At 46.9% G+C, this 26873-nt stretch carries 30 protein-coding genes; 13 read left to right on the top strand and 17 right to left on the bottom strand.

Annotated features, from left to right (window positions below; genetic code table 11):
* Window positions 1-67: 67 nt before the first annotated feature.
* From QUA36_RS07545 to QUA36_RS07555, 3 genes are all read left to right on the top strand, one after another.
* Entirely contained in the window at window positions 68-562 is a 495-nt protein-coding gene (locus QUA36_RS07545; protein ID WP_445301424.1) for a hypothetical protein, read from the top strand.
* A gap of 42 nt (window positions 563-604) precedes the next feature.
* Window positions 605-889, top strand: coding sequence for a hypothetical protein (locus tag QUA36_RS07550; protein ID WP_333456511.1), 285 nt, complete (start codon window positions 605-607; stop codon window positions 887-889).
* Window positions 890-1031: 142 nt separating this feature from the next.
* Complete coding sequence (locus tag QUA36_RS07555) at window positions 1032-1547, top strand: transcriptional repressor (RefSeq protein WP_333158002.1); 516 nt, start codon at window positions 1032-1034, stop codon at window positions 1545-1547.
* Window positions 1548-1696: 149 nt separating this feature from the next.
* On the opposite strand, the gene QUA36_RS07560 is transcribed toward QUA36_RS07555, so the two are convergent.
* From QUA36_RS07560 to QUA36_RS07570, 3 genes are all read right to left on the bottom strand, one after another.
* Complete coding sequence (locus QUA36_RS07560) at window positions 1697-2548, bottom strand: Npun_R2479 family HD domain-containing metalloprotein (RefSeq protein ID WP_333044556.1); 852 nt, start codon at window positions 2546-2548, stop codon at window positions 1697-1699.
* 207 nt (window positions 2549-2755) lie between these two features.
* Window positions 2756-2959, bottom strand: coding sequence for a hypothetical protein (locus tag QUA36_RS07565; RefSeq protein WP_333456513.1), 204 nt, complete (start codon window positions 2957-2959; stop codon window positions 2756-2758).
* A 69-nt stretch (window positions 2960-3028) separates the two neighbouring features.
* Complete coding sequence (locus tag QUA36_RS07570; protein WP_333158000.1) at window positions 3029-3151, bottom strand: hypothetical protein; 123 nt, start codon at window positions 3149-3151, stop codon at window positions 3029-3031.
* A gap of 268 nt (window positions 3152-3419) precedes the next feature.
* On the opposite strand from QUA36_RS07570, the gene rpsL reads away from it, so the two are divergent.
* The 7 genes from rpsL to QUA36_RS07605 all read left to right on the top strand — a co-directional run bounded on the left by rpsL (window position 3420) and on the right by QUA36_RS07605 (window position 10887).
* Window positions 3420-3800 (top strand): 30S ribosomal protein S12, encoded by a 381-nt coding sequence (gene rpsL, locus QUA36_RS07575; RefSeq protein ID WP_006632197.1) that lies wholly within the window; start codon window positions 3420-3422, stop codon window positions 3798-3800.
* A gap of 149 nt (window positions 3801-3949) precedes the next feature.
* On the top strand, window positions 3950-4420 hold the full coding sequence (rpsG, locus tag QUA36_RS07580) for a 30S ribosomal protein S7 (RefSeq protein ID WP_006632196.1): 471 nt from the start codon (window positions 3950-3952) through the stop codon (window positions 4418-4420).
* 345 nt (window positions 4421-4765) lie between these two features.
* A complete protein-coding gene (gene fusA / locus QUA36_RS07585) occupies window positions 4766-6838 on the top strand; it encodes an elongation factor G (RefSeq protein ID WP_333157999.1) in 2073 nt (690 codons plus the stop codon).
* Between the two features lie 101 nt (window positions 6839-6939).
* Window positions 6940-8169 (top strand): elongation factor Tu, encoded by a 1230-nt coding sequence (tuf, locus tag QUA36_RS07590; RefSeq protein ID WP_333044561.1) that lies wholly within the window; start codon window positions 6940-6942, stop codon window positions 8167-8169.
* 210 nt (window positions 8170-8379) lie between these two features.
* Entirely contained in the window at window positions 8380-8697 is a 318-nt protein-coding gene (rpsJ, locus tag QUA36_RS07595) for a 30S ribosomal protein S10 (protein ID WP_006632193.1), read from the top strand.
* Between the two features lie 408 nt (window positions 8698-9105).
* Window positions 9106-9747, top strand: coding sequence for an LON peptidase substrate-binding domain-containing protein (locus tag QUA36_RS07600; RefSeq protein WP_332977659.1), 642 nt, complete (start codon window positions 9106-9108; stop codon window positions 9745-9747).
* 201 nt (window positions 9748-9948) lie between these two features.
* On the top strand, window positions 9949-10887 hold the full coding sequence (locus QUA36_RS07605; RefSeq protein WP_333456515.1) for a PspA/IM30 family protein: 939 nt from the start codon (window positions 9949-9951) through the stop codon (window positions 10885-10887).
* 33 nt (window positions 10888-10920) lie between these two features.
* On the opposite strand, the gene QUA36_RS07610 is transcribed toward QUA36_RS07605, so the two are convergent.
* Window positions 10921-11562, bottom strand: a complete 642-nt coding sequence (locus QUA36_RS07610; RefSeq protein WP_333450908.1) for a pentapeptide repeat-containing protein — start codon at window positions 11560-11562, stop codon at window positions 10921-10923.
* A 34-nt stretch (window positions 11563-11596) separates the two neighbouring features.
* Entirely contained in the window at window positions 11597-12523 is a 927-nt protein-coding gene (pheA, locus tag QUA36_RS07615) for a prephenate dehydratase (RefSeq protein ID WP_333456517.1), read from the bottom strand.
* Window positions 12524-12719: 196 nt separating this feature from the next.
* Here pheA and QUA36_RS07620 point away from each other — a divergent pair, with 196 nt between their 5' ends.
* Complete coding sequence (locus QUA36_RS07620; protein ID WP_333157994.1) at window positions 12720-13298, top strand: DUF1997 domain-containing protein; 579 nt, start codon at window positions 12720-12722, stop codon at window positions 13296-13298.
* A 145-nt stretch (window positions 13299-13443) separates the two neighbouring features.
* Here QUA36_RS07620 and QUA36_RS07625 read toward each other — a convergent pair whose 3' ends face one another.
* From QUA36_RS07625 to pgl, 6 genes are all read right to left on the bottom strand, one after another.
* Entirely contained in the window at window positions 13444-13896 is a 453-nt protein-coding gene (locus tag QUA36_RS07625; RefSeq protein WP_333157992.1) for an FHA domain-containing protein, read from the bottom strand.
* On the bottom strand, window positions 13893-14363 hold the full coding sequence (locus QUA36_RS07630) for a hypothetical protein (protein WP_333157991.1): 471 nt from the start codon (window positions 14361-14363) through the stop codon (window positions 13893-13895). The genes QUA36_RS07625 and QUA36_RS07630 overlap by 4 nt, the downstream gene beginning before the upstream one ends.
* Window positions 14364-14622: 259 nt before the next feature.
* Window positions 14623-15360, bottom strand: a complete 738-nt coding sequence (locus QUA36_RS07635) for a PRC-barrel domain-containing protein (RefSeq protein WP_333456520.1) — start codon at window positions 15358-15360, stop codon at window positions 14623-14625.
* 55 nt (window positions 15361-15415) lie between these two features.
* Entirely contained in the window at window positions 15416-15892 is a 477-nt protein-coding gene (locus QUA36_RS07640) for an FHA domain-containing protein (RefSeq protein WP_333093871.1), read from the bottom strand.
* 97 nt (window positions 15893-15989) lie between these two features.
* Window positions 15990-16781 (bottom strand): FHA domain-containing protein, encoded by a 792-nt coding sequence (locus QUA36_RS07645; protein WP_333456522.1) that lies wholly within the window; start codon window positions 16779-16781, stop codon window positions 15990-15992.
* A 553-nt stretch (window positions 16782-17334) separates the two neighbouring features.
* Window positions 17335-18054, bottom strand: a complete 720-nt coding sequence (pgl, locus tag QUA36_RS07650) for a 6-phosphogluconolactonase (RefSeq protein ID WP_333456523.1) — start codon at window positions 18052-18054, stop codon at window positions 17335-17337.
* A 476-nt stretch (window positions 18055-18530) separates the two neighbouring features.
* Between pgl and QUA36_RS07655 the strand changes: the two genes are divergently transcribed.
* The gene (locus tag QUA36_RS07655) at window positions 18531-19898 is read left to right on the top strand and encodes a hypothetical protein (protein ID WP_333456525.1); all 1368 of its coding nucleotides are present in this window, start codon (window positions 18531-18533) and stop codon (window positions 19896-19898) included.
* Between the two features lie 172 nt (window positions 19899-20070).
* On the opposite strand, the gene QUA36_RS07660 is transcribed toward QUA36_RS07655, so the two are convergent.
* The 5 genes from QUA36_RS07660 to QUA36_RS07680 all read right to left on the bottom strand — a co-directional run bounded on the left by QUA36_RS07660 (window position 20071) and on the right by QUA36_RS07680 (window position 23921).
* Window positions 20071-21237, bottom strand: coding sequence for an LptF/LptG family permease (locus tag QUA36_RS07660; RefSeq protein WP_333367035.1), 1167 nt, complete (start codon window positions 21235-21237; stop codon window positions 20071-20073).
* An 81-nt stretch (window positions 21238-21318) separates the two neighbouring features.
* Window positions 21319-22047, bottom strand: a complete 729-nt coding sequence (gene lptB / locus QUA36_RS07665) for an LPS export ABC transporter ATP-binding protein (RefSeq protein WP_333034782.1) — start codon at window positions 22045-22047, stop codon at window positions 21319-21321.
* Window positions 22048-22220: 173 nt separating this feature from the next.
* Window positions 22221-22691 (bottom strand): LptA/OstA family protein, encoded by a 471-nt coding sequence (locus QUA36_RS07670; protein ID WP_333157985.1) that lies wholly within the window; start codon window positions 22689-22691, stop codon window positions 22221-22223.
* A gap of 301 nt (window positions 22692-22992) precedes the next feature.
* The gene (locus QUA36_RS07675) at window positions 22993-23400 is read right to left on the bottom strand and encodes a DUF309 domain-containing protein (protein ID WP_333456528.1); all 408 of its coding nucleotides are present in this window, start codon (window positions 23398-23400) and stop codon (window positions 22993-22995) included.
* 146 nt (window positions 23401-23546) lie between these two features.
* Entirely contained in the window at window positions 23547-23921 is a 375-nt protein-coding gene (locus QUA36_RS07680) for a ferredoxin-thioredoxin reductase catalytic domain-containing protein (protein ID WP_333129403.1), read from the bottom strand.
* Window positions 23922-24221: 300 nt separating this feature from the next.
* Between QUA36_RS07680 and cas6 the strand changes: the two genes are divergently transcribed.
* Window positions 24222-25352, top strand: a complete 1131-nt coding sequence (gene cas6, locus QUA36_RS07685; protein WP_333456530.1) for a CRISPR-associated endoribonuclease Cas6 — start codon at window positions 24222-24224, stop codon at window positions 25350-25352.
* 77 nt (window positions 25353-25429) lie between these two features.
* Here cas6 and QUA36_RS07690 read toward each other — a convergent pair whose 3' ends face one another.
* Window positions 25430-26866: a DUF2079 domain-containing protein gene (locus QUA36_RS07690; protein ID WP_333456532.1), complete on the bottom strand. Its 1437-nt coding sequence runs from the start codon at window positions 26864-26866 to the stop codon at window positions 25430-25432.
* Window positions 26867-26873: the final 7 nt, after the last annotated feature.

Genomic DNA, 26873 nt, shown 5'->3' on the forward strand with positions numbered 1-26873 from the left:
TCAATAACCTGCAATCGCTGAAAACTCCCCTGACATCTTTCTCAAGAGGTAAATCGCCGTGACCAGCATGGCAAAATCCTTCCCAGCCGAAGGAAAATCATTTCCCAGGTGGGTCGGCAACGCCTGCTTAATCAACCTTTCCGGCCGTTTGCTCAGTACCCACGTCGCCCACGCCGGCCTCATCGTCTTCTGGGCGGGAGCCTATACCCTATTGGAGCTTTCCCGCTTTAATCCAGAATTGCCCATGTACAAACAAGGCTTAATCCTGTTGCCAAACCTAGCCAGGCTCGGCTTGGGCAGGGGTGCGGGAGGCAAAATTGTCAATACTGACCCGTACTTCGCCGTTAGGGCGATTCACCTAATCAGCTCAGCCTTTCTCGGCTTCGGCGGTATCTTTCACTCGCTCAAAGGGCCAGCAACCCTCGAAGCAAGAACTTCTTTCTTTGACTACACATGGGAAGACGCAGACAAAACGACCACCATCTTGGGCATCCGCCTAGTTTTGCTGGGTGTCGCTACCTTCTTGTTGGTGGCTAAAGCTATGTATTTGGGTGGTTTATGACTGTCTTTTTCTAATATTTATGTATTGCCACTTTGATTATTTTTGTGGAGTCTGTCCGTAACATTGCCAGAAGGAGTGCATCAAATCAAGCGCTTATATCCAATTCCTTGTTATTGCGATTTTGTTACTAACGACTACCGCCTCACATTTACAGTATACCCGTGCGTTGCTGGTACTGAAGAGGCGATGGGTTGCACTAACTTTGAACCTAAGACTGGCTTTGCCAATGCTTATCAGCAACATTGCTCTAAACTTCACAAAAATTCCGCAGAAATAACGAAAACAACTTTTTTAGTTCCACTTTTAGCAAGGGGGATAGGTGGCTAGCAGATTACCCTGGACTAAAGGGGGAGTCTAGATTTATATGGATTATCACGGAAAATATACTTTAGGAGCATCTAAAAAATAGCACGAATAAATAATAGATAATCCATGGCAATCATCGTTCAACTTTTTTATTTTTTCCGACATGAATTTATACAGTGCTAACTCACTCAAAGTCGAACTCAACCAAAGAGGCTGCCGCCTGACTCCCCAGCGGGAAACTATTTTGAGTGTCTTTCAAAATTTACCGCAGGGTAATCATTTAAGTGCGGAAGAATTATACAAGACTTTGCAGAATAAAGGAGAACGAATTGGCTTGTCTACTGTCTACCGAACGCTGCATTTATTAGCAAGGATAGGAATTTTGCGTGAACTAGAATTAGCAGAAGGACACAAACATTACGAACTGAATTTTCCCGAATTGCACTACCACCACCATCTGGTTTGCATTCAGTGTCACAAAACCTTTGAATTTAGCGATGAATCGATTTTTAAAATTGGCAAAAAGCAAGTTGAAAAAGCTGGGGTAGAACTGCTTGACTGTCAATTAACTGTGCGAGCTGTTTGTTTGGAAGCGCTACGGGAGGGATGGCCTTCTTTGGTACCCAGCAATTGGTTGTGTCCCAGATATCATTCTGAAATTGATGAGAAAATTAGTTGATTTGGATGGAATACAATTCGGTAATTGGTAATTAATCGTAATAGGTGATTTGTGCTTTTTTATTCGTTATGAGCTGTTAGTTATTAGCACCTACAAATAACCAATGACAACTGACAACTGACTGCTGACTGCTGAATTCACTTTTGCAATTAAGCAACCTCAGAATCGCAACGTTGGTGTTCCATCCGAAATATGTTAGCGTACAAACTAGCAACGATCTGTTTACCTTCCTGCGTCAACTGCAAGTAACCGAGAGATTCACTGATGTGAGGATAAATGCCGCTCCAGTAAAACTTAGAGTAGCTTTGCAGCAAGTCGCCCGGATGTCGATAGCCCAAAAGTTTAGTTGCACCGCTTTCTTCCAACTCGTAAAACAGCGCGCCAATTTTCTGCAAATATTGCGGGTTGCTGAGCTGACCTATCAAGTCAGCACCGCGAACTAAACTAGAGTAATTAACTGCATCCTCGTCAGTGTTGCCGTCAAGCACCGAGAAACGAGTCTGTTCTATGTTCTGCTTAATTATCTCAGCATTAATTAGCTTGTGGTTGCCGAAGCGCTCGTCAATGAACAATTTAGCTCTGTCAACTCGGTAAGGAGCTAGGCTGGCCGCTGTTGCACCGGGAGCAAGTGCAATTCTCATGCCATCTTTTCCCGTAGCATACAATCCTTCTGATTCTTGGTCTTGCCGGCAAACTCCTTTGACATATCCGATGTCTTGGCACAGCAAAGAAATGATGAAGTGCAGCCAATCTTCGCAGGAAACTCCGCCCTTGCGAATGTGTTTTCCCCGCAAGATTTCTTGACCGACTAAGCTAATGCAAATGGCGTGTTCTACATTGTGATAAAGAGCGTCGCTGTTGGCGATGTTTTCTAAGGCCATTGCCCCTACCCAGGCAATAATGTCAGCATAGTCTGATTTGTAGCCTCCGTAAGTGCGGCTGTACCCGTTCTGAAGTTGTTCGATGAAAGCCTCGATCAGCAGTTCTGTAGAATTAAACATACCCTGTCCTTTTACCTTAATATTTCCTTTTAAGAGCGGTGCATCTATTGGGGAGTCCTCTAATTTTATGGATGAGATTTTAGTTCACAACTCATGCACCCCGTGTGTACTGTGCTCCGTGGGTGGCAATCTCAAAACTCATTGACGCAGCTACGCCCGCGGTGTCACGAAGCCATCTCGCGCCCTGACTCAAAACTCCCAAGTAACTCAGTCCATCACTGACACCCATCCCCGCCGTACTGCATACAGCAGCCTGCTGACAATTTTTCGCTCCTCTGAACTTTTTAAACTGTGAGAATTAATTGCGTATTGAATTTGCTGGAACACAGTCCGATCGATCTTACTGGATTTCCAAATGTTCAAGTAAAGTTCGGAAATTTTATATTCAGGAATATAAGCTTTGGTTGTCATCTGCAGTCAACTCAATGTATATTTCTTATTATCCGGCAATTTTAGACAACTTTATGTGATGTAGATCGGCTATAGACTGTGATGCGATCGCAGGCTGGAGTTAATGCACTTCTCCTCACAATGGTAATTTGATCGAAAAAGCTCGATATTGCGATCGTCATAAATTTTGCTGACGGCTGTGAAATTCATCATAGTTGCGCCTCAAATTATAGGATGTCACATACCATTCTCCCGTTGCGCTCGCCCCCTCCTAACTTGCAGCAAGGAAGAAAGGAAGTTTGAGCGCGGATCACGCAAATTTCTTGCCAAAGAAACACGCGTCGTGTACAATACAGAGTCTGGTATCCTCACTTACCCATAATTATTTTCATTCATCCCGTCCCCCGAGAGGGGAAGGGACTTTCAGTGCGGATACAGCCAAATCACTATATTCAGCAAAAAGCTAGAAATGCCGTAACTCATGCCCACTATTCAGCAACTCATCCGTTCAGCACGGGAACAAACGCAGAAAAAAACCAAATCGCCAGCTCTCAAGAGTTGCCCCCAGCGCCGGGGAGTTTGCACCAGAGTGTACACGACCACCCCGAAAAAACCTAACTCGGCGCTGCGGAAGGTGGCTCGGGTACGGCTGACCTCTGGTTTTGAAGTCACCGCCTACATCCCAGGGATCGGTCACAACTTGCAAGAACACTCGGTAGTAATGATCCGGGGCGGTCGGGTAAAAGATTTGCCCGGAGTTAGATACCACATCATTCGGGGTACATTAGACACCGCTGGGGTGAAAGACCGCAAGCAGGGTCGTTCCAAATACGGGGCCAAGCGTCCTAAAGAGAAAAAATAACACGGAACTCGCCCGATCGTCGGGGTTGGGAAGCAAAAATAAATTCGATCGCGCCGATCAATTAATTGCACGCTCGATCGTCATATATCCAAATGTGATCCCAAAACCCCAAACTCAATCATTCAAAATCAAAAATCCCAAATAGAACTATGTCTCGCCGCACAGTTATTCAAAAACGTCCAGTTCCACCAGATCCAACCTACAACAGCCGGTTGGTAAGCATGATGGTGAGACGGATCATGCAGCACGGCAAAAAATCCGTTGCCTCCAGCATCGTCTACGACGCCCTCAAAACCATCCAAGAACGCACAGGGGCTGAACCGTTAGACTTGTTTGAAAAAGCAGTCAAAAACGCGACACCCCTGGTCGAAGTCAAAGCCCGCCGGGTAGGTGGCGCCACCTACCAAGTGCCGATGGAAGTACGTTCCGATCGCGGTACCACCCTCGCCCTCCGCTGGCTGATCAGATTTGCCCGCGCCCGCACCGGCCGCTCGATGGCAGCCAAGCTAGCCAACGAACTGATGGATGCAGCTAATGAAACAGGGAGTGCTATTCGCAAGCGCGAAGAAACTCACCGCATGGCTGAAGCTAACAAGGCTTTTGCTCACTACCGCTACTAACTCCAACATAGGGCATGGAGAAGAGCGCGATCGTGCGGTATAAAAGCATCGGGTGAGAAATTGGAAAGTGTAAGTTTTGAGTGTTGAGATTGCTTCTCTTGGCGCAGTTGCGATTCGTGAAGCAAACTCAAAACTCTCAAAATCAAAATTCACGCACTCAAAATTCACGCACTCTCTGAATCCTCCATGTCGCATCCTTAATATTTTTGTAAACAAATCTTGCAAAAAATATTAAAATGTAACAATAAGCTCCAGAGACTTTTGTAAGTTGCTGGGGAGTGCAAAATAGGGTTACTGTGTAGTATTATAGTATTATAACAGCAACACAAGATTAAGGAGGTAGCTGTGGCACGTACCGTCCCGCTAGAAAAAACTCGCAACATCGGCATCGCAGCCCACATAGATGCGGGCAAAACAACAACAACTGAAAGAATTCTGTTCTATTCAGGCATGGTTCACAAAATGGGTGAAGTGCACGAGGGAACAGCAGTCACTGACTGGATGGAGCAAGAGCGGGAGCGGGGAATTACGATTACTGCCGCTGCTATCACCACCAGTTGGAAAGATTACAAAATCAACATCATCGACACTCCCGGACACGTAGACTTCACGATCGAAGTCGAACGCTCGATGCGAGTGCTCGACGGAGTGATCGCAGTGTTCTGCTCGGTAGGGGGAGTACAGCCACAATCCGAAACAGTTTGGCGACAGGCCGATCGGTATAAAGTACCGAGGATCGTGTTCGTCAATAAAATGGATCGGATGGGCGCAAACTTCTACAAAGTCTACGGCCAAATTCGCGATCGAATGAGAGCGAACGCCGTACCCATCCAAATCCCGATCGGCAGTGAAGAAAACTTCCGGGGAATTGTAGACTTAGTGCAAATGAAAGCCTATATCTACAACAACGACACGGGAACCGACATCGAGGAAGTAGAAATCCCCGATGAAGTAAAAGATCTCGCTGTAGAATACCGCACCAAGCTGATCGAGTCCGTAGCAGAAACCAGCGACGCCCTCACGGAGAAATACCTCGAAGGCGAAGAGTTAACGGAAGACGAAATCCGCTTGGCCCTGCGTCACGGCACTGTCGAAGGTACGATCGTCCCCATGTTGTGCGGTTCGGCATTCAAAAACAAAGGCGTTCAGTTGTTGTTGGATGCAGTCATCGACTATCTGCCCTCGCCCTTGGAAGTTCCTCCAATTCAAGGACTCCTGCCCAACGGCGACACAGCAGAGCGGTTTGCAGACGACAGCGCGCCGCTGTCAGCCCTGGCATTCAAAATCATGGCTGACCCCTACGGCCGCCTGACCTTTGTTCGCGTCTACTCCGGTATCCTCAAAAAAGGTACCTACGTCCTGAACTCCACCAAAGACAAAAAAGAGCGGGTTTCTCGCTTAATTGTCCTCAAAGCGGACGATCGGATAGAAGTGGAGGAACTGCGCGCAGGAGACTTGGGAGCAGCCTTGGGTTTGAAAGACACCTTCACCGGGGACACCCTCTGCGAAGAAGGAGCGCCAGTGATTCTGGAATCTCTGTTTATTCCAGAGCCAGTCATCTCCGTGGCTGTCGAACCCAAAACCAAACAAGACATGGAGAAGCTCTCCAAAGCCCTCCAGTCGCTCTCGGAAGAAGACCCCACCTTCCGAGTCAACGTTGACCCAGAGACAAACCAGACAGTCATCGCCGGTATGGGCGAACTGCACCTGGAAATCCTGGTAGACAGGATGCTGCGGGAATTCAAAGTAGAAGCGAACGTGGGTCAGCCACAAGTAGCCTACCGCGAAACCATTCGCAAAGCCGTCCGCGCCGAAGGTAAATTTATCCGCCAAAGCGGCGGTAAAGGTCAGTATGGTCACGTCGTGATCGAACTAGAACCCACCGAAGTCGGAAGCGGCTTTGAATTTGTCTCCAAAATTGTTGGTGGCACTGTACCCAAAGAGTACATCGGCCCAGCAGAACAAGGGATGAAAGAAGCGTGCGAATCAGGTATTGTAGCAGGATATCCCGTGATTGACCTCAAAGCTACTATGGTAGACGGGTCTTTCCACGACGTAGACTCCTCAGAAATGGCATTTAAGATCGCCGGTTCAATGGCGATCAAAGAAGCCGTGATGAAGGCGTCGCCAGTGCTGCTAGAGCCTATGATGAAAGTAGAGGTTGAAGTTCCCGAAGATTACATCGGGAACGTCATCGGAGACCTCAACTCGCGTCGGGGTCAGATCGAAGGTCAAGAGACGGATCAGGGTATAGCCAAAGTTTCTGTAAAAGTTCCACTAGCAGAAATGTTTGGTTACGCCACCGACATCCGCTCGAAAACCCAAGGTCGAGGCATCTTCACAATGGAATTCAGCCATTATGAAGAAGTGCCGCGAAACGTGGCTGAAGCCATTATCGCTAAGAACAAAGGGAACTAATGATTTTAGATTTTAGATTTTGGATTTTGGATTGAATCCAAAGTCTAGAATCTAAAATCTCAAGTCTAAAATCGCTAAAAGAAACAAGGAACAGATCAAGAATGGCACGCGCAAAATTTGAACGGAATAAACCCCACGTAAACATCGGCACGATCGGTCACGTTGACCACGGCAAAACAACTTTGACCGCCGCGATTACGATGACTCTCTCTGCACTAGGTCAAGCAAAGGCTAAGAACTACGCCGACATCGACGCTGCGCCAGAAGAAAAAGCACGGGGTATTACGATTAATACTGCTCACGTTGAGTACGAAACAACAGGTCGGCACTATGCCCACGTAGATTGTCCCGGACACGCTGACTATGTGAAAAACATGATCACCGGTGCAGCTCAAATGGACGGCGGCATCCTAGTCGTGTCAGCGGCAGACGGCCCCATGCCTCAAACTCGCGAACACATCCTGCTAGCTAAGCAAGTTGGCGTTCCCAGCTTGGTTGTCTTCTTGAACAAAGAAGACATGGTGGATGATGCTGAACTGTTGGAATTGGTAGAACTGGAAGTTCGCGAACTTTTGAGCTCTTACGATTTTCCTGGCGATGACATCCCCATCGTCACAGGTTCGGGATTGAAAGCTCTCGAAGCGATGCTTGCTAATCCTAAGACTGTCAAGGGCGAAAATGAGTGGGTTGACAAAATTTACAAGTTGATGGAAGAAGTAGATGCTTACATCCCCACCCCAGAACGCGAAGTTGACAAGCCTTTCTTGATGGCAGTTGAAGACGTATTCTCGATTACGGGTCGGGGTACTGTCGCCACAGGCCGGATCGAACGTGGAACTATCAAAGTCGGCGAAACAGTCGAATTGGTAGGTCTTAAGGACACTCGCAGCACTACGGTGACTGGTGTGGAAATGTTCACCAAGTCTCTGGAAGAAGGTTTGGCTGGCGACAACGTTGGTCTACTGCTGCGGGGGATTTTAAAGGCGGATATTGAACGCGGAATGGTGATTGCCAAGCCGAAAAGCATCATGCCTCACACTCAGTTTGAATCTGAAGTGTACATCCTCAAGAAGGAAGAAGGCGGCCGGCACACGCCCTTTTTCTCTGGCTATCGCCCTCAATTCTACGTCCGTACTACTGACGTGACCGGCACGATCGCACAGTTCACCGCTGATGACGGTACTGAAGCAGAAATGGTGATGCCCGGTGACCGGATCAAAATGACTGTGGAGTTGATTCACCCGATCGCGATCGAACAAGGAATGCGTTTCGCTATCCGCGAAGGCGGCCGCACCGTCGGCGCCGGCGTTGTTTCCAAAATCCTCAAGTAGGACTCGCATAACAGCCTAAATAGCAGAAAAGCCACCAAATGTCAATAGGCTTTTCTGCTATTTAGTGAGTAGTGAGTAGTTATAGGTTAGTGGCCAGTTGTTAGTAGTTATGAATTAAATGTTCAATAACAAATAACAAATGACTGCTGACTAATGACTAATGACTAATGACTAAAAATAAACTGAACCTAGAAAATTCAAGAAACAAAAATGGCAACAATTCAACAGCAAAAAATTCGCATTCGCCTCAAAGCTTTCGATCGCCGGATTCTAGACGCATCCTGCGAAAAGATTGTAGATACAGCAAATCGGACAGCAGCCACAGCGATCGGCCCGATTCCCCTACCGACAAAGCGGCGGATTTATTGCTTGCTGCGATCGCCCCACGTAGACAAAGATTCTCGCGAACACTTTGAAACCCGCACGCACCGCCGCATCATCGACATTCACCAGCCATCGGCCAAAACAATTGACGCTTTGATGAAACTGGATTTGCCAGCCGGCGTAGATATCGAAGTCAAGCTGTAGATTGACTTATCGAAAACTCGGAAAGAAGGAACAAAAATTAAATAAATTGTTCCTTCTTTTTGTATAAATTTCCATAGTAATTAATTATTAGGTGTTAGTTATTAGTTAATAATCAGCAATAATTTCTGCTTCGACACGATATTAAATAATTATTCTTAATTAAGGCGCGATCGCTACAAAAACGCTCCTTTAGCAGTCGCTATCATCGCCTTCAGCATCACTTAGTTTAGCAAAAAGGTATATTTAACATTTTGACGAAATAACGGCTTTGTCAAGCTGCCAGCACCTGAGATAGCGAGCCGTCGCTCCCGTTGCGAGCGAAAAAGCCCGATCGCTCCTGCCCCGGAATTGCCTTTAATCAGTTAAAGTAAGAAAAATAAGCGCAAGTACCGTCACTTTTGAGCGACAATGGCATCCTCTTCCTCTGTAGCAGTTCGCGAACTCCCCTTATTTCCGTTGCCGGAAGTGGTTCTATTTCCAGGTAGACCGCTGCCGCTGCAAATCTTCGAGTTTCGCTATCGAATCATGATGAATACGATTCTGGAAGGCGATCGGCGTTTCGGTGTACTCATGTGGGACCCCAACCAAAACAAAGTCTCTGCCGTTGGCTGTTGCGCCGAAGTGATTCACTGCCAACGCCTGCCCGACGACCGCATGAAAATTATGACTCTCGGGCAGCAGCGGTTCCGAGTGCTCGACGCCGTTCGGGAAAAACCGTATTTAGTCGGTCTAGTAGAATGGATCGAAGACGAACCGCCGCAACAAGACCTCAGACCTTTGGGAAAAGATGTCGAACAACTGCTGAGAGATGTAGTTCGCCTCTCCAGCAAATTGATGGATCAGCCCATCGACCTGCCCGAAGACATTCCCAGTTTGCCTACAGAATTGTCCTACTGGGTAGCCAGCTACCTTTACGGCGCAGCGACAGAACAGCAAACTCTTTTAGAATTGCAAGATACTGCTGCGAGATTGGAACGCGAAACCGAAATTTTGACTTCTACTCGCAATCACTTGGCAGCCAGGACTGTACTTAAAGATACCCTCAAGTAGCCAATTGGCCTAGGAAAAAGCACGATCGGTTTGACCTGCATTGAAGAAAGAATTACACACAGATCATTCGATTTTTGATTTTCGATTGACTGATGAACTAAGGGTTTGGATCGCGCGCCTAAAGTTCCATTCTTGTTGGGAACTGGTATCTGTTTAATTCTTAACTTCAAACAGGTTGGGATAGGTTCCTTATAGCAGTAAATGCTTGTGTTAGACAATCACGACCAACCGAAACCATACGATGCAGTTAGAGGCGGTCAACTGCCACCTCCTGTGGGCGGTGTAGTGCTTGGCGGACTAGCAGGAGTTAAACATCGGCTGTCTAGTTCTGTCAACGAACATCGAATCGCCGCCCTGAGAGAGACATTTAATTACGGCGATACTGGCTTAAAAATAGTCATCAAGATTTGTCAAAGCGAAACAGGGCCAGTGCAGCGGGCGGCCTGCGATTTGCTTCGACAAAGGCTGAATTCGATCGCCCGTGAAAAATTACAGGCCTTTGTAGCTTCAAGTTCAGATGCAGAAGCTGAGGTAGACAGCACGGAAAAAATATTAAAGCACTCCTCCGGTGCAGTCTCAGAAAAAAATTACGATCGGCAAATGTCCGAAGCACAGTTAATATTTGAGACAATTACGCAGCAGATGGAACCAAATTTGTTGCTATTAGAAGCACTGGTAGCCTCTGTAGAACGGGAAGAATTTACCAGCGAACTGATGAATCTTTGGGAACTATTAATCTTAGAAATTCAGGAACCTCTCAAAGAACTGCGTCAGGCTGTTGGCAGTGCGATTTCCGCCCAACTGCGGATTCAGTGGCTGTACAATCAAGCTGAATCTCAAGCCAACCAGTGGCAGCAGCGAGCTTTGCTAGCTCTTCAGACACAGGATAAGAATTCAATCCGCCTCGCCGTGGTTCGCCAGCAGGTTCAAGTCGATCAGGCTGCAGAACTAAAAATTGACTTAGACTACCAAACTGTGCGAGTAGAAAATCTTAACCGCAATTTGCTGGCTTTGGAAAGTAAGATTGCTCAAGCTAATTCCAAGAAAGAGATCCTCAAGATGCAGCTTCATTTTGCTAAGGTACAGCAGCAAATAGACTTCACTTTCAGCCAAGTCAATAGTATATTTTTTAGTCCTTAGTTGTCGGATTCTGCGGTTATATATTCCGTGATCTCAAACTTGTCTGACGCAAAAATGTATTGCTCCACTTAAAATTGCCTTATCTAACTTAGCTCCGTCCAGATTAGCACCGCATAAAAATGCCCCGCTCAAATTAGCACCGCTCAAATCAGCACCGCTCAAATCAGCGCCCTCAAGGTTACTTTCACACAAAAAAGCGTTTCTTAAGTTGGCTTTCTTCAGACTCGTTCCCCGCAGTTTAGCCTCACTTAAATTTGCTTCTTCGAGGTTTGTATTGTCCAAGCAAGCATCTAGGAGGTTTGCTTCCATCAAGTTCGCTTTTTCCAAGTTTGCTCCACTCAAATTAACACCAATCATTTTGGTGTCGCTCAAGTTTGCGTTTTCTAAGTTTGCTTCAATCAAATCAGCTCCTGTTAATCTTGCGAAAGTTAGATCGGCTCCGCTCAGGTTAGCTCCATTTAGGTTGGTCATCACCAGACAGGCATTCTTGAGCTTTGCACCTATTAAGTTTGCCCCCCTTAAGTTGGCCAGGGCAAAATTTATTTCCTTGAGATTCGCACAGGCTAGATTAATATGAATTAGGAAAGCTTCTCGTAAAGAAGCCTCTTTCAAGTTGGTTTCATGAAAATTTCTTTCTCCGGCTGCGTATCGCTTGAGAAGTTCATCCGCATTCATCTCACCAGCCTCCTAAGTTTTACTTAAAAATAAATTATACTACTGACAGTACATTGTAGCAACCAAATATTTTTAAAGTTTCTGTGTGATTTTTTAATTCTTCGAGTGCCGAGCGAACAAATGCTTGACAGGCGTTAGCTTCAACGTCCATAAAGAAAATATATTCTCCGAGCGATCGTTTAGTCGGTCTAGATTCAATCCGACTTAAATTAATACCGCGACTGGCAAATACTTGCAAAGGTTTTACCAGTGCTCCCGGCATATTGGCAGGTACGCTGAAAGCTAGTGAGGTATGGGTGCAATTAGACGATGAAGCATCGAGGATCAACTTAGAAGCAGATTGTGTAATGGATTTAAGGGATGATCCCTCCCCTTGTTCTACGTTGGCGATTTCTCCAAAACTCCTGCTGAGTACCCAAAATCGAGTGTAATTATCGGGATAATCATTAATGGGTTGAGCTAACACGGGCAAATGGTAAAGTTCAGCAGCTCTTGGCGAAGATATCGCTGCTACATTTCTATCTTCCAGATATTGCAATGCTTCCGTGGTAGAATTCGCCGGAATTAATTGAGCTGAGGGAATAAACTGCCCCAACCATACCTGACACTGAGCTAGCGCTTGCGGGTGAGAGTAAACTTTGTGAATCTCGTTAAAATTTTTAGCATTAGACACTAGCGCGTGGGAAATTGGCAAAACTAAGGCGTGTTGAATGCGGAGTTGATCGAGTCGCCACAGTGTATCTAAGGTGACAGTCACGCTGCCTTCGATCGAATTTTCGACGGGCACAACTGAATAGTCAACCTGCCCTACGGCAGATGCCTCTAGCGCTTGGGAAATGGTGGAATAAGGACACAGGGTGCATTCCAAGTTAGTTTCCAGGCTCAACCAATTGACATAAGCTAGAGCCGCTGTTTCTGCATTTGTACCAAGAGGGCCGAGATGTGCGATAGAAATTTTCATTTAGAGGCAATTTTAGGTTACAAATGTTTGCTTTACTCTCATCAGCTACGAAGTATGATGAAAAATTAGCGATGTCCCGAAAGCTTTTATCAGTGATTTCTCGGATGACATGGCTGGGTTCGCGACGTATGTCACCTTAAAAAAGGTGATACTTTATTAAGATATACTTAGGAATCCTATATTTTGATATTTTCTCATGTATACCCGCTTTAATTCTTCCCAATCAGTTGAGCTCGCCGTACCAGAGGAACGGGTTCCCATTCAACATTATCTGCGCCAACCGAGGCGACTGGTGAATGCCCTTGTCGATCAAAGTCGCACAGAACAGCTAAACGATGACTGTTTCCGCCTAAAAATGCGACCGTTACAATTTATGATGCTGAGCATTCAACCCACAGTAGACATGAGGGTGTGGGCCCAGTCGGATGGCACAATCAATTTGGAGTCCGTCGCCTGCGAAATTCGTGGCGTGGGTTATATCAATGATCGCTTTGCTCTCAATCTCAAAGGAAAGCTTTGTGTACACCAAAGCAGCGGGGTAGCATACTTAAAGGGAAAAGCGGATTTGGAAGTGCAAGTAGAATTACCGCCGCCGTTTTGGCTGACGCCCAAACCCATTTTAGAAGCAACGGGGAATGCTTTGCTCAAGAGCGTACTGCTGAGCGTGAAACAGCGGTTGATGCACCAGTTGCTCTTAGATTACCGCCGCTGGGCAAACAGCGAAAGTGAGCTAACATCGATCGATCTCCCCCCAATCTTATCTTTAGAAGGGTGAAATCCTATTAGAGAACCTGTTAATTAGTGTATAGGGATATGTAGGCACAAATCAGGCTACTTACCACAATATTAGTTAGACGCTCGAATTGGGCATCGGTCGCTTTGTTGGAACTAGCAAGCAGGGATAGATAGATAGCTACCTGTCAGTCAAGATCGATTTGAGTCAGCCCTCCAAGTTCATCGTCTTCGATTATTCCCACGCCCCCAGGCCAAGCTGTTGACCTGTCTTTTGAAACTTCGTCCTTTTGGCGGAGTTCTCGCTGCGGTGGCTTGATTATTTTGCCCGGTTGATTCGTGGCGCCCACCCTAATCCGGATTTTTGGCCCAGAATTGCCCAAGCGAATGGTCATCCCGTCTGCGACTGACACCTGAGCGATCGGTCTATCATCTACATAAGTGCCGTTAGCACCAAAATTAATAATTTCCCAGCCATGGGCGTGATTCCAGAGCTCTACGTGGTGGCGGGAAACTACAGCGCTGTAAATAATTACATCATTGTCGTTCGATCGACCGATCCGAACCACCGGTTCGGATTCAAAACACCAACTTTGAACTGGGACAGATTGGATAGGATGTAACAGAGTTAAGGTAATCACGGATGTTTTGACACTCCACCGCCAGACAGAAACGGGGATACTTCTAGAGAGATTTTTTGGGAGAAAACTGCAAAAACTTTGATTTTTAAAGGCGTCGTCAGTGCGCCACTATTCCCTCTATCTGCCCTAAAAGTCGAACTTTTGGCTGCTTGAGGAATTTGAACAAACTTTTGAGGGTTAGCTTTTGGCGCAGGCGCAAATTTTTGCTGTTCTCGGTAACAACCAAACACGATGTTATTAATCGGGTGAACTTCCCAGTGATGGACAGCGGTTTTAACCGCTTGATTAATTTGGTCTGTGACGGAGCGATTCTGCCGATGGGTGAGCCGCTCAATTCGATCGGCCAAATCACCCTTTTCCCGCTGATGAACCAGAGCATTTAACTCAGACCCGTGCTGGTTGCACCGCTGATTCGAGTTTTCGATCGGGCGACAGTCACTGCTCAACGACTCGCTGTTTATAAACAAAAAAGTTAACCAATTATTAATCCTGGGGTCTCTAGATAAAATACTTGTTGATTGTATCAAACAGCATAGATCATTTTGAGTTGCTAACATTTTCCTTATTGATGCGATACCTTTAAAATACAATGCTTTGAGCAGCACTGGAATTTTGAGCGACCACGCCTCAATCTCTGATAGCGAAAATACCGATCGACCTTCCTCGCGCGCGCCGCCCCAAAATGTGCTCGGAAATTAGTCGCAGGGCGAGCAGGAAGGCCAAACTTCAGCTCAAATCTGACTCAGGCGGCTCCGGGTTCGGCCCTGGCGGGACAGATTCTTGCCTTTGCCGCTTCAACTCTGCAACTTTTTCTTGAGCTACATCCCTGACTTCGAGAGCTTTATCTTGGAATTTTTCCGCCAGACTTTGAGCGCCCCGCTTCACGCCTGCCACATTTTTGAGAGTTCTGTCGAAATCTTCGTGTAAAAACTCTGCTACCAGACCGACTTTTTTGTGCAGGCCCTCCGCGTACTGCACTGGCTCCGATACAGCAGCTTCAGAGACGATCGCCCGCTTGCTGCCGATGGTCGAAATAGCTGCCACAGGTAACAGGTAAATGTCGTCTAAAACGCCACGCCAGCCGCTCGATTTAAATAGGTAGTGGGTGACTGAACCCGTCCGGGCATCAAATAGGTAGTCAACCACTGCACCTGCCTGATTTCCAGCGTCCGTGAGCACCTCAAGCCCGATCGGACAAACAGCTTGTTCCGGCTGATGCAATTCCGGCAGTTCCGGGTTAATGGTGACAAAAACATTTTCCCCCACCGTATCAACTTGCGCCCAAGCGAACCAAGTTTTTTTGCTGCCCAAAAGTCCCGACTTGCAAGTAAAGCCGATCGCCCGCTGGGAGTGAGCATCGAGCCAAACCCGATCTACCCTGCCGACCTCTTCCGCCGTTCTGCGGTCGATGGTGCGGCGGCCCTGCAGTTCGCTGCGCCTAACAATCTGTGGTGATGTACTCATAAATAAACTCCTGAGTGCCGCCTTTGAAAAATGTCGATCGTCCAAAGAAGCCGATTTAATATTCTTCTTCCGAATAATGGCGATTATTATCTGCCTCGGTTAACTCCTCCTCTTCCCTGGAAGTGCCAACTTCTTTTTGGTCGGGAACAGGAATCGTGCTAATGTGCACGCCGCCCGAGGGAGCGTTAATTTCCTTAGCCTCCCTGGGCTTGACGCTAATTTGTCCTAACTGGACTGAGGACTGATTCGGGCCTACGTTGATTTGAATTTTCGGACCTGAGCGAGCCAAGTGAACGATCAGACCGTCCACAATGGGAACCTTAGCGATCGGCTTACCATCGAGGTAAGTGCCGTTGGTACCTAAATTGATCAGTTCCCAAGTTATGCCGCTGCGCCGCAATTCGATGTGGCGACGAGAAACCACAGCGCTAAAAAGAACGACGTGGTTTTCGGTCGAGCGCCCGATCCGCACGACCTGCTCGTCTTCAAAGATCCAACTGCGGACGGGTATAGACTGGAGTGGATGTAGCAAGGTCAGCTTAATCACATTGGCAGCATTGAGTTTTGGTAGAGCGCCTCAAGATGCGATTTTAGATTTTAGACTTTCGATCGCCCAATCCAAACTCGCTCTAAGAGATTTGAAATAAAAACGTAACCAGGTCTCCTTTGCCCAGAGAGATGCGGTCTCCCGGTCGCAACCGGTGGCGGTTTCCCTTGGGTAGCGGAGTATTGTTGACGTAAGTGCCGTTGGAACTGCCTACATCTTCTAGGTAGCAAGCATCTCCCTCCACCCGGAGATTTGCGTGTACCCGAGAAACTATCTCAGAATTAGCAAATCCCGAAACATCAATATCCGGCGGCACTAAGTCATTTGGCTTGCCTATGTGAACCACAGACAGACTGTGAGGCAATTCCATCGGCGTATTTGTCTGAACGTGTAGCAGGCGGGCCGACTGCTGTTGCAGTTGAGTTTTAGCTACACCTGCTGGCTGTGGATCCGGAACCGGAGGAGAGATATTTACTGGTGTTGCCACCGATTCAGTTGTAACAGGAACCGAGGGCGAAGGCGGGGGATCTGGAATCGTCGGAATGCTGGCGGGAGTTTTTTCCAAGTTGAGACCCTTATTCAGGGTAACTAGAGGTTCCATGGCCATCAGGGGTTCGGGTGACACTAAATCGGGCGCCGGTGACGATACCACTGTGGGGCCTACAGGCGAGGGGGACGGTACTGTCACCTCAACTTCTGGAACTATGGAACCCGGACGCAAGTTAAAGCCACACTGACCGCAAAATGCTGCATCTGTCTGAACTGCTGCACCGCAGTTCGAGCAACTTGCGGTAACAGGTAAAGGCGTGTAGCAAGCCTCACACTGGCTGGCCCCGTCGGGGTTCTGGTGATTGCAATTGGGACAGACAATCATCGATTTCTCCTTGCTATCGGCCAGATTTTCAAATCAGCCTCATAAAAAGTCGTTGGCTCTGAAACCCCGTCCTTACAGGACGGCTTTACATTGAATTGAATCCCCTTGCGGGGTAGGGGGGTATGGTTGCCCCCCCGTGAGGATATGGTTGTCCTCAATCTCCCATTTCTGGGGTAAAGTTAGCTTCGCCAATGTTTAGGGAGCTTGTTAGGCTAGCAGCACTGTTCCAGTGACCTTAGAACTTTTTAACCACTAGCGACAGAGCAAGGGACTAGCTTCGTATCCCAGGGTGTCGTGACTCACAAAACGTAGTCAGTTAAGACTTAGGCTGGTCAGAATGGCTTGTTAGATTTCTCTTTCAAGCCTCATGCCTTTAGGCTGAGGTTCCTGACAAAAATACTCGTGTATATGGTCAAATTTTAACTTTAACCGCCACAATTCTTATATTGCTTCTAATACTAGCAACTGAGCTGACGCCGTGACGTTAGCTGTGATGGGCAAGATTGAGTTAGTGATAATCCTGACTGTGTTGGCACGCTTGCGGCTCTGTCGGCTATTTTACTGTTTCGCCAGCCGCCGCATCGAGCAGCCACCAAAGTTCGCCTTCTGGTTGAACGAGTCTGGCTGGATAGGTCATTTCGTCGGCTGCGGGGGCAAAAATTTGAGCTAGGGCGGGTTGTTTGCTGGCTCCTGCGACCATGAATATGACGCACCGGGCCCGGTTGATTAAGGGGACTGTAAAGGTAATGCGGGGTTGACCGTCTTTGTTGCCGACAGTTACTAGGGCATCCCGGACTTCCAAGGCTGCGGTGCCGGGAAATAGAGAGGCTGTGTGGGCGTCGTCTCCTATGCCCAATAAAATGATGTCGAAGGCAGGAAACTCGCCATCGGATACTTTGAAGAACTGCTGCAATTCGGTTTGGTGCGCGGCAGCGTCGGCTGCGGGGTCGCCGGCGCCTGTGGGCATGGGGTGGATGTTGCTGGCGGGGATCTTGACTCGATCGAGCCATGCGAGGCGCGCCATTTTTTGATTGCTGTCTGGGTGTTCTGGGGGAACGTAGCGTTCGTCGCCCCAGAAAACGTGAATTTTGTCCCAAGCCAGGTCTTGGGCTGCGATCGCTCTGTAGAGTGGTTCCGGTGTGCTTCCGCCCGCAGCGGCGATCGTACAAAGTCCGCGTTCTGCTATGGCTTCTGAGATTTTCGACAGCACAATCTCCAGCGATCGATCTATTAGTTGTTCCCGATTTGCTAATACTTCAACTACTTTTTTCATTAATTTCCTCTCAACTTTCCTATTCGTGTTGTTCTGGGCAATTGCCAATTTTACCTTGACATTTTACCTTGACATTTTGGTTTGAGGTCGATCGGCTGACAGACCCGGCAGGCCGCGCACAGCATCCCATAAAATTTTATCATCTTATGCCTATTGATTTAAGGAAAGCAAGACATATTTCTACCAGTGCTTTATGGATTTTCACCGGTTGCATTGAGCTTTCGCAACTTTCAATCAAAAGTTCGATCGTACTCCGAGCATCTCTGCAGAAAGTAAAAAGCGTTTTTTGGGACTCCGATCCGTCCCGCACAGCAAAGTCTATAAATATAGCCAGCCTGACGATCGCACACCGACAGTAAAAGCCAAACCGAGATGCTCTTGATCGCACTTACCCGGCATAGCAAAAATAATCAAGATTGATGTGGTAGACTAGGAAAAATAGTTTTAAATCCGCACGCTCGGAAGGAAGCAAAACTATGTCAATTTTTAAGCGATTTCCTACATCAGTCCGCTATCTAATAGCGCGGTTGCGCCACTGGACGCAACCTGCGGTTTGGGCTCCGTTAGCCGTGCTCTGTGCAGGGGGGTTATTTATCTGGGAGGTCTCTGTAAATCCAGAAAGGTTGAGTATAGATGGCGAAGAAGAACCAGCCTCAAACACTCCAGCTTCGCTATCGGGACTATCTGCTGAAGATACTGCCATTGCGGCTGAAATCGACAGCTCACCAGTGCTAGTCAATCAGTTTAAGGGCTCTACTGCTTCTGAACTGAACTTGTTAAATTCATCAGTAGTAAAAAGCAAAGGTTTATTCGAGGAACTTCGAGATCGGGACTTAGAAAATCCTCAGCCATCTTCAGCCTCCAAGCGGGTAGGAAGCAGCGGATTGGTCCCCTTGCCAAATTTAGCAAATCCTGCTGTCGAGGCCGGAAACAATAACCCCCAAAATTCCAGTTTGCCAAGTTCAAACGCAACATCAGCGTTGAGTTTATCTGGCAGTGGGAGACTGACTTCCGAGATAAAAACGATCAAGCCTGAGTCTGGGGCTACAGCGACAGCAACTTTATCGCAGGCGTCGAGTGATGCTAATTCCGGTAAACAAAACGAAAATTCTCTGCCTTTGAGTCCGCTGCAAGCAGCTATGAAAAAATACGTCGTTGCTAACACTTCGGCAACGGCGGCTTCGGGTGAGAAAACAGCAGAATCGGCTACATTGCTCGATCGACCGGCTTCCGATCCGGCTGCAGGAAATGCGACAAATTTGCTCCCAACGACCGCTACTGCTCAAAGTGGAGCAAATCCTGTGAATGTTCCCACAGCACTTCCCCCAATTGTGGTTCCGACAAATACTGTGAGCAAGGAATCTCAAGAATTCTTAAAACCGACAGCTACAGTCCCTGAATCATTGGGGGGGTTAAATTCCAGAGTACCGAACCTCCCCGAAATTAATGCAGGGGCTGCAACGGTGGCTTTGCCGAAAAACCCCTACCAAACTAATTTATCTGGCTCAGGCTTCGCACCTGAAGTTCAACCTGTGGCACTTCCAGTAGCCATACCTTCACCAACACCTCTACTTCCAAATGTCGGTCCATCTCCCTTTCCGAATGTGATTGGGGGAAGTAAGATAATTAGCCCTCAATTCTCTCCCAATTCAGCGAATTCTCAATTTCAAACACCTCCACCGAGTCAGCTTAATTTGCCGGATCAGCCTAACTTTGGAGTTGTTCCCCAAAACACAAATCAGGGCGTGCAGCCCATTCAACCTCAAACTTTTGCTACACCCCGCTCCTTGGCTCCGGGACGCTACATTGGCGGTGGCCAAATCAATACTTTTTCTAATCCTTAAATGAAGGAAGTTCGGCCACGAAAACGATATTATCAATTCCCAATACTTAGGCTACGCGGTTCCTTTCCTTCGACTTCGGTTCTCCTCAGCATAGTCGAAGGGAAGGGAGCCGAAGGCAGTCAAATTGCAGTACAAGTTCCGAATTCGCCATTCCCAATGTTAGTGGTAAAACTTACCTAGCGGCGGCCCGCGCCAACAACAATCCCCCGATTCCCAAACCAAACACGATGGGCAGCCAAGCCGAAAGAATCGGAGTCAAAACAGCTTTCACGCCCATAGAACTGGTGATGAAAGAAAATACGTAGTAAGTAAAAATCACAACTACGCTAATACCAAAACTCGTTCCTCGGCCGGAGCGGCGCGGTTGAGTTCCCAAAGCGGCTCCCACTAAACCAAATACCATGCACACGAAAGGAAAAGCATATTTTTCTTGAATCCGCACCTTTAATTTGCGAATTTGCGGTTCGTCGCCACTGTTTTTAAGGATATCCAAACGCTCTAAAGCTTGGGCAATGTTCATTTCCTTGAAATCCCGCGCTCTAGCAGCTAAATCTAATGGCGTGCGTGGCAGTTGCAACTGCTGGTGTTGAAACCTAACTATATTGCGGTAAGAGCCATCAGGAGCAACTATATAAGCGGTTCCGTTGAAAAAATCCCAGGTATTTTCTGAGGGATTCCAAGTAGCTGATTCTGAAGAAACGATTTGATTGAGGCCAGGGGTGGAGCGATCGATAATTGTTAAACCTTTCATTTGCTGGCCGTCAAATTGTTCTGCATAAAAAAAGCGGGCGAGGATTTCGTCGCCGCCTTTTTCTGGTTTGCGAAATTCTGTGTAGATAATATTTCTATCTTGAAATATCGGTTTTTCTCGCTTCAGGGCTCTGTCTAAAGTGACAGTAGCTCTGTAGCTAGCGGCGGGGACGACTAACTCTTGCAAAGCAAAGGTGAAGCCGGCAACAATTAAACTCATTATCACTGCAGGCAGTATCAATCGGTAAACGCTAACTCCGCAACTGCGGAGGGCGATGAGTTCGCTGTCGCTGGACATTCGGCTGTAGGCCATTAAGGTTGCTAGCAGCATTGACATGGGGAAAGCCAATACTACGAAGTAGGGAATTTGCAGGAGAAAAATTTCTATGGCTGCGCCGTAGGGGAGGCCGGATTCTGCTACTCTGCGGACTAATTCAAATAAAGCTCCAACTGTGACGGCGACGGATGTAAAGAGTCCGACGCCAAATAAAAATGGGCCGATTAGTTCTTTGGTAATGTACCAGTCCATTACTGAAATTCTCGGCAGCCAGTTGATGGGATTCAAAGAATTGGATATTGCTATTTTCATAGTGGCGCTTTCTCGCAGATTGCTCCTCAATCTAAAATCTAAAGTCTAAAATTCTGCCGTTTGCTGAATGCCTTCAAAAGACTATCGCACGAAGTTGTCACCTAAGTAATACTGTCGCACTAAAGGGTTGCTGTAGAGTTCTTCTTCAGCCCCGGAGGCTAAAATTTGGCCGTCTCGCATGATGTAGGCTCGATCGGTAATTTCGAGGGTTTCTCGGACGTTGTGATCGGTGATGAGGATGCCGATTTTGCGATCGCGCAGTTTAGCAATAATGGTTTGAATTTCGTCTACGGCGATTGGATCGACGCCTGCAAACGGTTCGTCTAAAAATAGGAACATGGGCCCGTCTCGCCCTGCAGCTAATGCTCTGGCTAGTTCAGTCCGCCGCCTTTCTCCCCCAGATATTTGAATTCCCAAACTGGATGCTATTTTTTCTAACCGAAATTCTTGCAATAGGAAATCGACTCGCTCGCGCCATTCCCAGCGCGGCACTTGAGTTTGTTCTAGGACTAACAAAATGTTGTCGCGCACGCTCATGTTTCGGAAAATGCTTGCTTCTTGAGCGAGATAGCCAATTCCCAAATGCGCTCGCTGGTGCATTGCCAATTTAGTGATGTCTAAATCATTTAGCCAAACGGTGCCTTGATTTGGTTTTTCTAATCCGGTTGCTATGTAAAATGTTGTGGTTTTGCCGGCACCGTTTGGGCCTAGCAATCCTACGATTTCTCCTTGGGCTACCGACAGGTTGACGCGACTAACTACATTGCGTTTTCCGTAGGATTTGTGAATATTTTCGAGTACAATTTTCATTTTCGCTCCCGGCAACCTCTACAAGCTAAATTTCAGACTGCAGCTTTGTGCGATCGAGTCTCTAATTTAAATTTTACCTTTTCAAGTTGGTGAGTTTTATAAAGACGAAATTTCGCATCTATCCCAAGTAGTATATTTTGGCTGAGGCGAAATTTCGCTGCTGCAAGCCACTGTTACCGGGGGGCTGTAGTTGGACGTGGGGAGCCTACTGCATTTTGGGCTGCCGCATCTTGTTCCGGAGCAACCAAATAAACAGATTCTACCTGTCCTGGATTGTCTGGCAGGGCAATAAACCGCCCTTCGTCGATGAGGTATGTTATGGTTTCGCCGCGCAGGCTGTTGCCCTGCTGCAATACGTAAACATCTCCGCTGAGAATGATCCGGCGCTCGCGGCTGAAGTATTGAGCTTGAGCTGCGGTTGCTTGTATTTGGCGGGCTGGATAGTTGATTTGGACGTTGCCGCGGGCTGTCACGATGCCGGTTTTGGAGTCGGCTTCTTGAATGTCCGATCGCACGCTGAGGGTACGCGGCGCGTCGGCTTGCGAATAGGTGGGAGAGGCGATCGCGCCTGCCAGAGTCAGGGGCAACAGCAGCGATAATCCTTTGAATATTCTGGAATTGAGTAGTTTAGCGGAGGGCATCATAAGCTTGGAGCCTCAATATTTGTGAAATTACTGAAGGGCATTATCTCCAGTTAGGTATTTTATCTTAACGGCCAGAAGGATTCCCGTGAGGTCGATCGATTGACCCGAGAGTCTCAACCAATTATCCTAGCAAGAGAGCAGCGAATTTAATTGGTTATTTTGCTGAGTTGCTGCAACTGTCTTAACCGGGAACGGGCAAGAGGCTCGTTCCACAGCAAATTAATATACTTGGACAGCCGGCAAGAAAGCCCTCCTCGGTGTAGAGGCTAAGTCGGCTGCAAACCCTAATACAAACATTTATTTAACTTTTTGGTAAGTTGATAATTCGCGGCAATTGCAATCCTGCAACTTCTGTACCTGCGAACAACGGTTGAAATTTAGCTACTTCTTGCGGGCCAGCTTGTTGCAAAGCGCTCAAAAGTTTAGCACTTTGTCCGAGCAAGTCTTCAACAGCTATTCCGGCATAACTCGGCTGATAATAACTGAGCCGATTTATTCCTTCTCCCAGCAAGATTACTGCACCACGCCAGTTTTGATTTCCTAAGTGATAAAGCGCGACCGCAATTTGCAATATTCCCTGATAAAACCTTTTTTCCGGCTCACCGGCTTCCATCCACAAAGCCTCTAAAGTATCGTGACAAGCGTAAAATTCTTGGCTGTTAAACTGTTCGATACCTTGCCAAAAGTCGAGCGGGATTTCCTCTGTCATTCGATTGGAGATTGGGGATTTTCGATGGCGGATGTGTGTTTGAGTAGGCGGCGATCGATTTTTTTAAATAGCTAAGCCTTAAAAATAGGAAAAATAACGACCTGTTTTCAAAACTACTGCCCTTTCACGACCGCCTGCTTAACCGATTACATAGTATCTCTGACAGCTTGAATCTGATCCATTCCTATTTCCTGATTAGTTCCAGCGAAATCGTTATCTGGCGTCAGAAATAACATACAGTGACACTCTTTGCGCTCGCGCATGGGAATGCAGGGACAGTTCCAGTAGGCGGCTTTTACTTCGGCTTCTTTATCTTCGTAATGCCGACAAGGACATAAGGGAGCACCTAGTTCATCCTTGTGTTTGGCTAGTCCTTCTATCACCACAGCAGTGACGGAAGGCTCGGAACAAAAGTAAGTTCCCGTGCGCTTGGCGTAGGTTTCGGAGAAATTCTTCATCGCCTCCAAAGTTTTTTCGTTGGAGAGTTTAGATTTTTCTGTTGTGTTCTCTGTTGTGTTCATAGTTTAGGATCGGAGTTGAGGATGCTACGAGCTTTTAACAATTGTAGCGCAGAATGGGGTTTTAAACACTTGTATGTTTCTGTTTACTTACAAGGAGGAAAACCTTGACAAAGATTGAGTTTTAGGTTGTTGGTTTTTTAGTGGTTTTTGTCTATCGCGGAAGGTGCGGGAAACTGGCTGCAGACCCGGTTTTTGAAGCAGCCAAAAGATTTGGGCGATTGAGGACCCTCAACAATTATCCCCCAAAGGGGATAAAAATCTGATAAGATAGCACAGCCCTGTCCCTGTTAGTGGCATCTGATGGCAACTTCCCCGAAGCGCACCGGCACCGGCGATCGAAAATCTCTTCCGTCTGGGCTGATTTGGCCGGATGACACCGAGTTAGTCGGATTAGTGTTTGAATTGACTCCCGGCGCTGCTAGCTATCTGTACGCGCAGTATGCTATAGGTTTGCACGCTTGGTTTTTAGGTCAAGTACACCAAACTGACCCGGATTTATCGCAACTTTTGCACGATGAACAGTCCGAAAAAGCCTTTACTATTTCGGGATTGGAAGGTGATTTGCTTCCCGGTGGCAAAGAATTTCAGCTTTTGGGCGATCTAATTTATCGCTGGTACGTAACAGGATTTTCAAAGCCAGTAGTGCAGTGGCTGAGTCAGTGGCTGCAAAATTTGCCCGAACAGATAGATTTGCGAAATTCTCCCCTACTAATTCGCTCTTGGGATATTGCTTTTGAACCCACAACTTACCAGCAATTATTAACAGCAGAACTCCCATTTTCGCCCACCATCAAACTTAGTTTTGTGACTCCTACAAGCTTTCGTAGCAAAGGGCATCACTTCCCTTTGCCAGTTCCCGAAAATGTTTTTCACAGCTATTTGCGCCGCTGGAATAACTTTTCGGGGGTAAATTTTGACCAAGCAGAATTTTTGAATTGGATTGATGAAAATGCAATTATTAGCCGCCACAAATTGGAGTCGCAAAAGGTAGCGGCGGGCAAAAAAGGCATGGTAACGGGATTCACTGGGGCTGTGGAATTTGGGCTAGGGCGATCGGCTCACAATCGCCCTGATTTTGTACAATTATTTTATGCTTTGGGGCGGTTAGCCCCTTATTGCGGCACTGGCCACAAAACAACTTTTGGATTGGGACAAACGCGATCACAATGGTTGACAGAAGCGCTACCTGAAGTATCGATACAAAGCGTATTGGCGGCGCGAATAGATGAATTGACACAGAAGTTTATGGCACTGAGAAAGCGTACAGGCGGAAGTCGCGCTGCTGAGATTGCTGAAACTTGGGCGACGATTTTGGCGCGCCGGGAATTGGGGGAATCTTTGTTTGATATTGCTGGTGATTTGGAAATGCCTTATGAAACTGTGAAAACTTACGTGAAGTTGGCAAGAAGGGCTTTGAAAGTGGAGGATTAGCACGAATTTGTTGACTGTTGACTGTTGACTGTTGACTGTTGACTGTTGACTGTTGACTGTTGACTGTTGACTGTTGACTAATGACTCTTAGTAAATAGATATATGTCGTCTCTCTGATATGTTAGTTGAAATTGAGGGGTGTTTTTTAGTTGAGTTACTAAGTTATTAACAAAAGCTCGATCGCTCATCCAGCCAGGATATCTGAGGTTCAGCAATACATAATCAAATTCTGCGAGATTTGCAGGCGGGGCGTGAGCCTCAGTAAATTTTACTACAGGGCGGTGCGCTAAGTGCGGAGCAATCTGAGCAGTTGTTAAAACACTGCCTTTGGTTTTAACAAGAGAAATTGCCTCTTTGGTAGCTGGCAAAGTGTCGAGTCCATTTAAATAAATAGTCCAAAAATAGCCGTATTTCGCTAAAGCTAAAAAAGCAATCAACGACCAAATTACAATGACTCTAGGCAATGGATAATTAGGAATTGGCAATCTATCAAATATTGTCTTTCCCTTTTGCTGATTGCTAGCTGCTAAACTGGAAATTACTGCAACCAACAAAAACGGCAATATGGGCACCGAATATTGATGAATTAAATCCCGCTGAGCGGGGCTATAGGAAAGAATATTTAGCGCCAAAATCGGCACAGCACTAATTAAAGATGACAGATGACGCGGGGACAGCCACCAAATTACAGGTAATAGCAATAACGCTAAGTATCCAAAAGTCTCTAGAGAAAACAAACGCTCTAAAACTAGATTTGGTTTCACTATTAAATTAATAGCAATTTCAAAAACCGAGTTTCCCAAATATTGATATCGCCAGATTCCCGCAGGTGCTCTTCCCTGATTAAAATACGGTATAACTGCCTGAGTAGCTACCAGGAACCAACCCGCGCCTAGAAATAGAGCTATGAGCCCACAGGTGCGTTTTTTGTCAAAACACAACAACCACAAACCCATCGCAGCCACAGTTAAAGATAGCACGGCTTTGCAGCTCAAAACTAATACAATAGCAGCACAAAACCACAATGTTTTATTCAGCCTCGCGGCTAAGACTGCTGCTAGCAGTGCTGGTAAAGCAATTACTTCTGGGTGGAAGTCGAAGAGATTGACATTAAATACTAATGGATACAGGAGGTAAATACAGGCGATCGCCCAAGATATACTATTATTTAACCCGGCTTGACGTGCCAAACTCCAACTCGGCCAAGCACCTAAAGCGAGGGAAACAGCTTGCACTAAAAAAAGCCAGTGAACATCGGGATATATTTTGTAAAGTAAAGCTAGGGGATAGAAAATAAAAGAGGCGTGATCGCCCAAAATATTTATGGCGAGCAAAGAGGAAAATGGCGTTTGATTTTGGGAGATTAAATAAATTGCTTGATCAAAAATTGCTAAGTCGAATACAGTTGACTGAAACAAAGCGTGCCGCGCGCTGCTGGCGGTAAATAAGACTATCGTTGTCACAACAATCATTAAAAATACTGGATGAGATTTTAGGGATTTTAAAGTTAGCATTTTATTG

Origin of the sequence: Microcoleus sp. Pol10D4 (assembly GCF_036701555.1) — a bacterium.
Lineage (GTDB): Bacteria > Cyanobacteriota > Cyanobacteriia > Cyanobacteriales > Microcoleaceae > Microcoleus.

Excerpts from the sequence above, each read along its gene's own strand:
- QUA36_RS07545 (WP_445301424.1), top strand. The coding sequence starts at position 68 with ATGGCAAAATCCTTCCCAGCCGAAGGAAAATCATTTCCCAGGTGGGTC.
- QUA36_RS07555 (WP_333158002.1), top strand. The coding sequence starts at position 1,032 with ATGAATTTATACAGTGCTAACTCACTCAAAGTCGAACTCAACCAAAGA.
- QUA36_RS07560 (WP_333044556.1), bottom strand. The coding sequence starts at position 2,548 with ATGTTTAATTCTACAGAACTGCTGATCGAGGCTTTCATCGAACAACTT.
- QUA36_RS07565 (WP_333456513.1), bottom strand. The coding sequence starts at position 2,959 with ATGACAACCAAAGCTTATATTCCTGAATATAAAATTTCCGAACTTTAC.
- QUA36_RS07570 (WP_333158000.1), bottom strand. The coding sequence starts at position 3,151 with ATGATGAATTTCACAGCCGTCAGCAAAATTTATGACGATCGCAATATC.
- rpsL (WP_006632197.1), top strand. The coding sequence starts at position 3,420 with ATGCCCACTATTCAGCAACTCATCCGTTCAGCACGGGAACAAACGCAG.
- rpsG (WP_006632196.1), top strand. The coding sequence starts at position 3,950 with ATGTCTCGCCGCACAGTTATTCAAAAACGTCCAGTTCCACCAGATCCA.
- tuf (WP_333044561.1), top strand. The coding sequence starts at position 6,940 with ATGGCACGCGCAAAATTTGAACGGAATAAACCCCACGTAAACATCGGC.
- rpsJ (WP_006632193.1), top strand. The coding sequence starts at position 8,380 with ATGGCAACAATTCAACAGCAAAAAATTCGCATTCGCCTCAAAGCTTTC.
- QUA36_RS07600 (WP_332977659.1), top strand. The coding sequence starts at position 9,106 with ATGGCATCCTCTTCCTCTGTAGCAGTTCGCGAACTCCCCTTATTTCCG.
- QUA36_RS07605 (WP_333456515.1), top strand. The coding sequence starts at position 9,949 with ATGCTTGTGTTAGACAATCACGACCAACCGAAACCATACGATGCAGTT.
- QUA36_RS07610 (WP_333450908.1), bottom strand. The coding sequence starts at position 11,562 with ATGAATGCGGATGAACTTCTCAAGCGATACGCAGCCGGAGAAAGAAAT.
- pheA (WP_333456517.1), bottom strand. The coding sequence starts at position 12,523 with ATGAAAATTTCTATCGCACATCTCGGCCCTCTTGGTACAAATGCAGAA.
- QUA36_RS07620 (WP_333157994.1), top strand. The coding sequence starts at position 12,720 with ATGTATACCCGCTTTAATTCTTCCCAATCAGTTGAGCTCGCCGTACCA.
- QUA36_RS07635 (WP_333456520.1), bottom strand. The coding sequence starts at position 15,360 with ATGAGTACATCACCACAGATTGTTAGGCGCAGCGAACTGCAGGGCCGC.
- QUA36_RS07645 (WP_333456522.1), bottom strand. The coding sequence starts at position 16,781 with ATGATTGTCTGTCCCAATTGCAATCACCAGAACCCCGACGGGGCCAGC.
- pgl (WP_333456523.1), bottom strand. The coding sequence starts at position 18,054 with ATGAAAAAAGTAGTTGAAGTATTAGCAAATCGGGAACAACTAATAGAT.
- QUA36_RS07655 (WP_333456525.1), top strand. The coding sequence starts at position 18,531 with ATGTCAATTTTTAAGCGATTTCCTACATCAGTCCGCTATCTAATAGCG.
- QUA36_RS07660 (WP_333367035.1), bottom strand. The coding sequence starts at position 21,237 with ATGAAAATAGCAATATCCAATTCTTTGAATCCCATCAACTGGCTGCCG.
- lptB (WP_333034782.1), bottom strand. The coding sequence starts at position 22,047 with ATGAAAATTGTACTCGAAAATATTCACAAATCCTACGGAAAACGCAAT.
- QUA36_RS07670 (WP_333157985.1), bottom strand. The coding sequence starts at position 22,691 with ATGATGCCCTCCGCTAAACTACTCAATTCCAGAATATTCAAAGGATTA.
- QUA36_RS07675 (WP_333456528.1), bottom strand. The coding sequence starts at position 23,400 with ATGACAGAGGAAATCCCGCTCGACTTTTGGCAAGGTATCGAACAGTTT.
- QUA36_RS07680 (WP_333129403.1), bottom strand. The coding sequence starts at position 23,921 with ATGAACACAACAGAGAACACAACAGAAAAATCTAAACTCTCCAACGAA.
- cas6 (WP_333456530.1), top strand. The coding sequence starts at position 24,222 with ATGGCAACTTCCCCGAAGCGCACCGGCACCGGCGATCGAAAATCTCTT.
- QUA36_RS07690 (WP_333456532.1), bottom strand. The coding sequence starts at position 26,866 with ATGCTAACTTTAAAATCCCTAAAATCTCATCCAGTATTTTTAATGATT.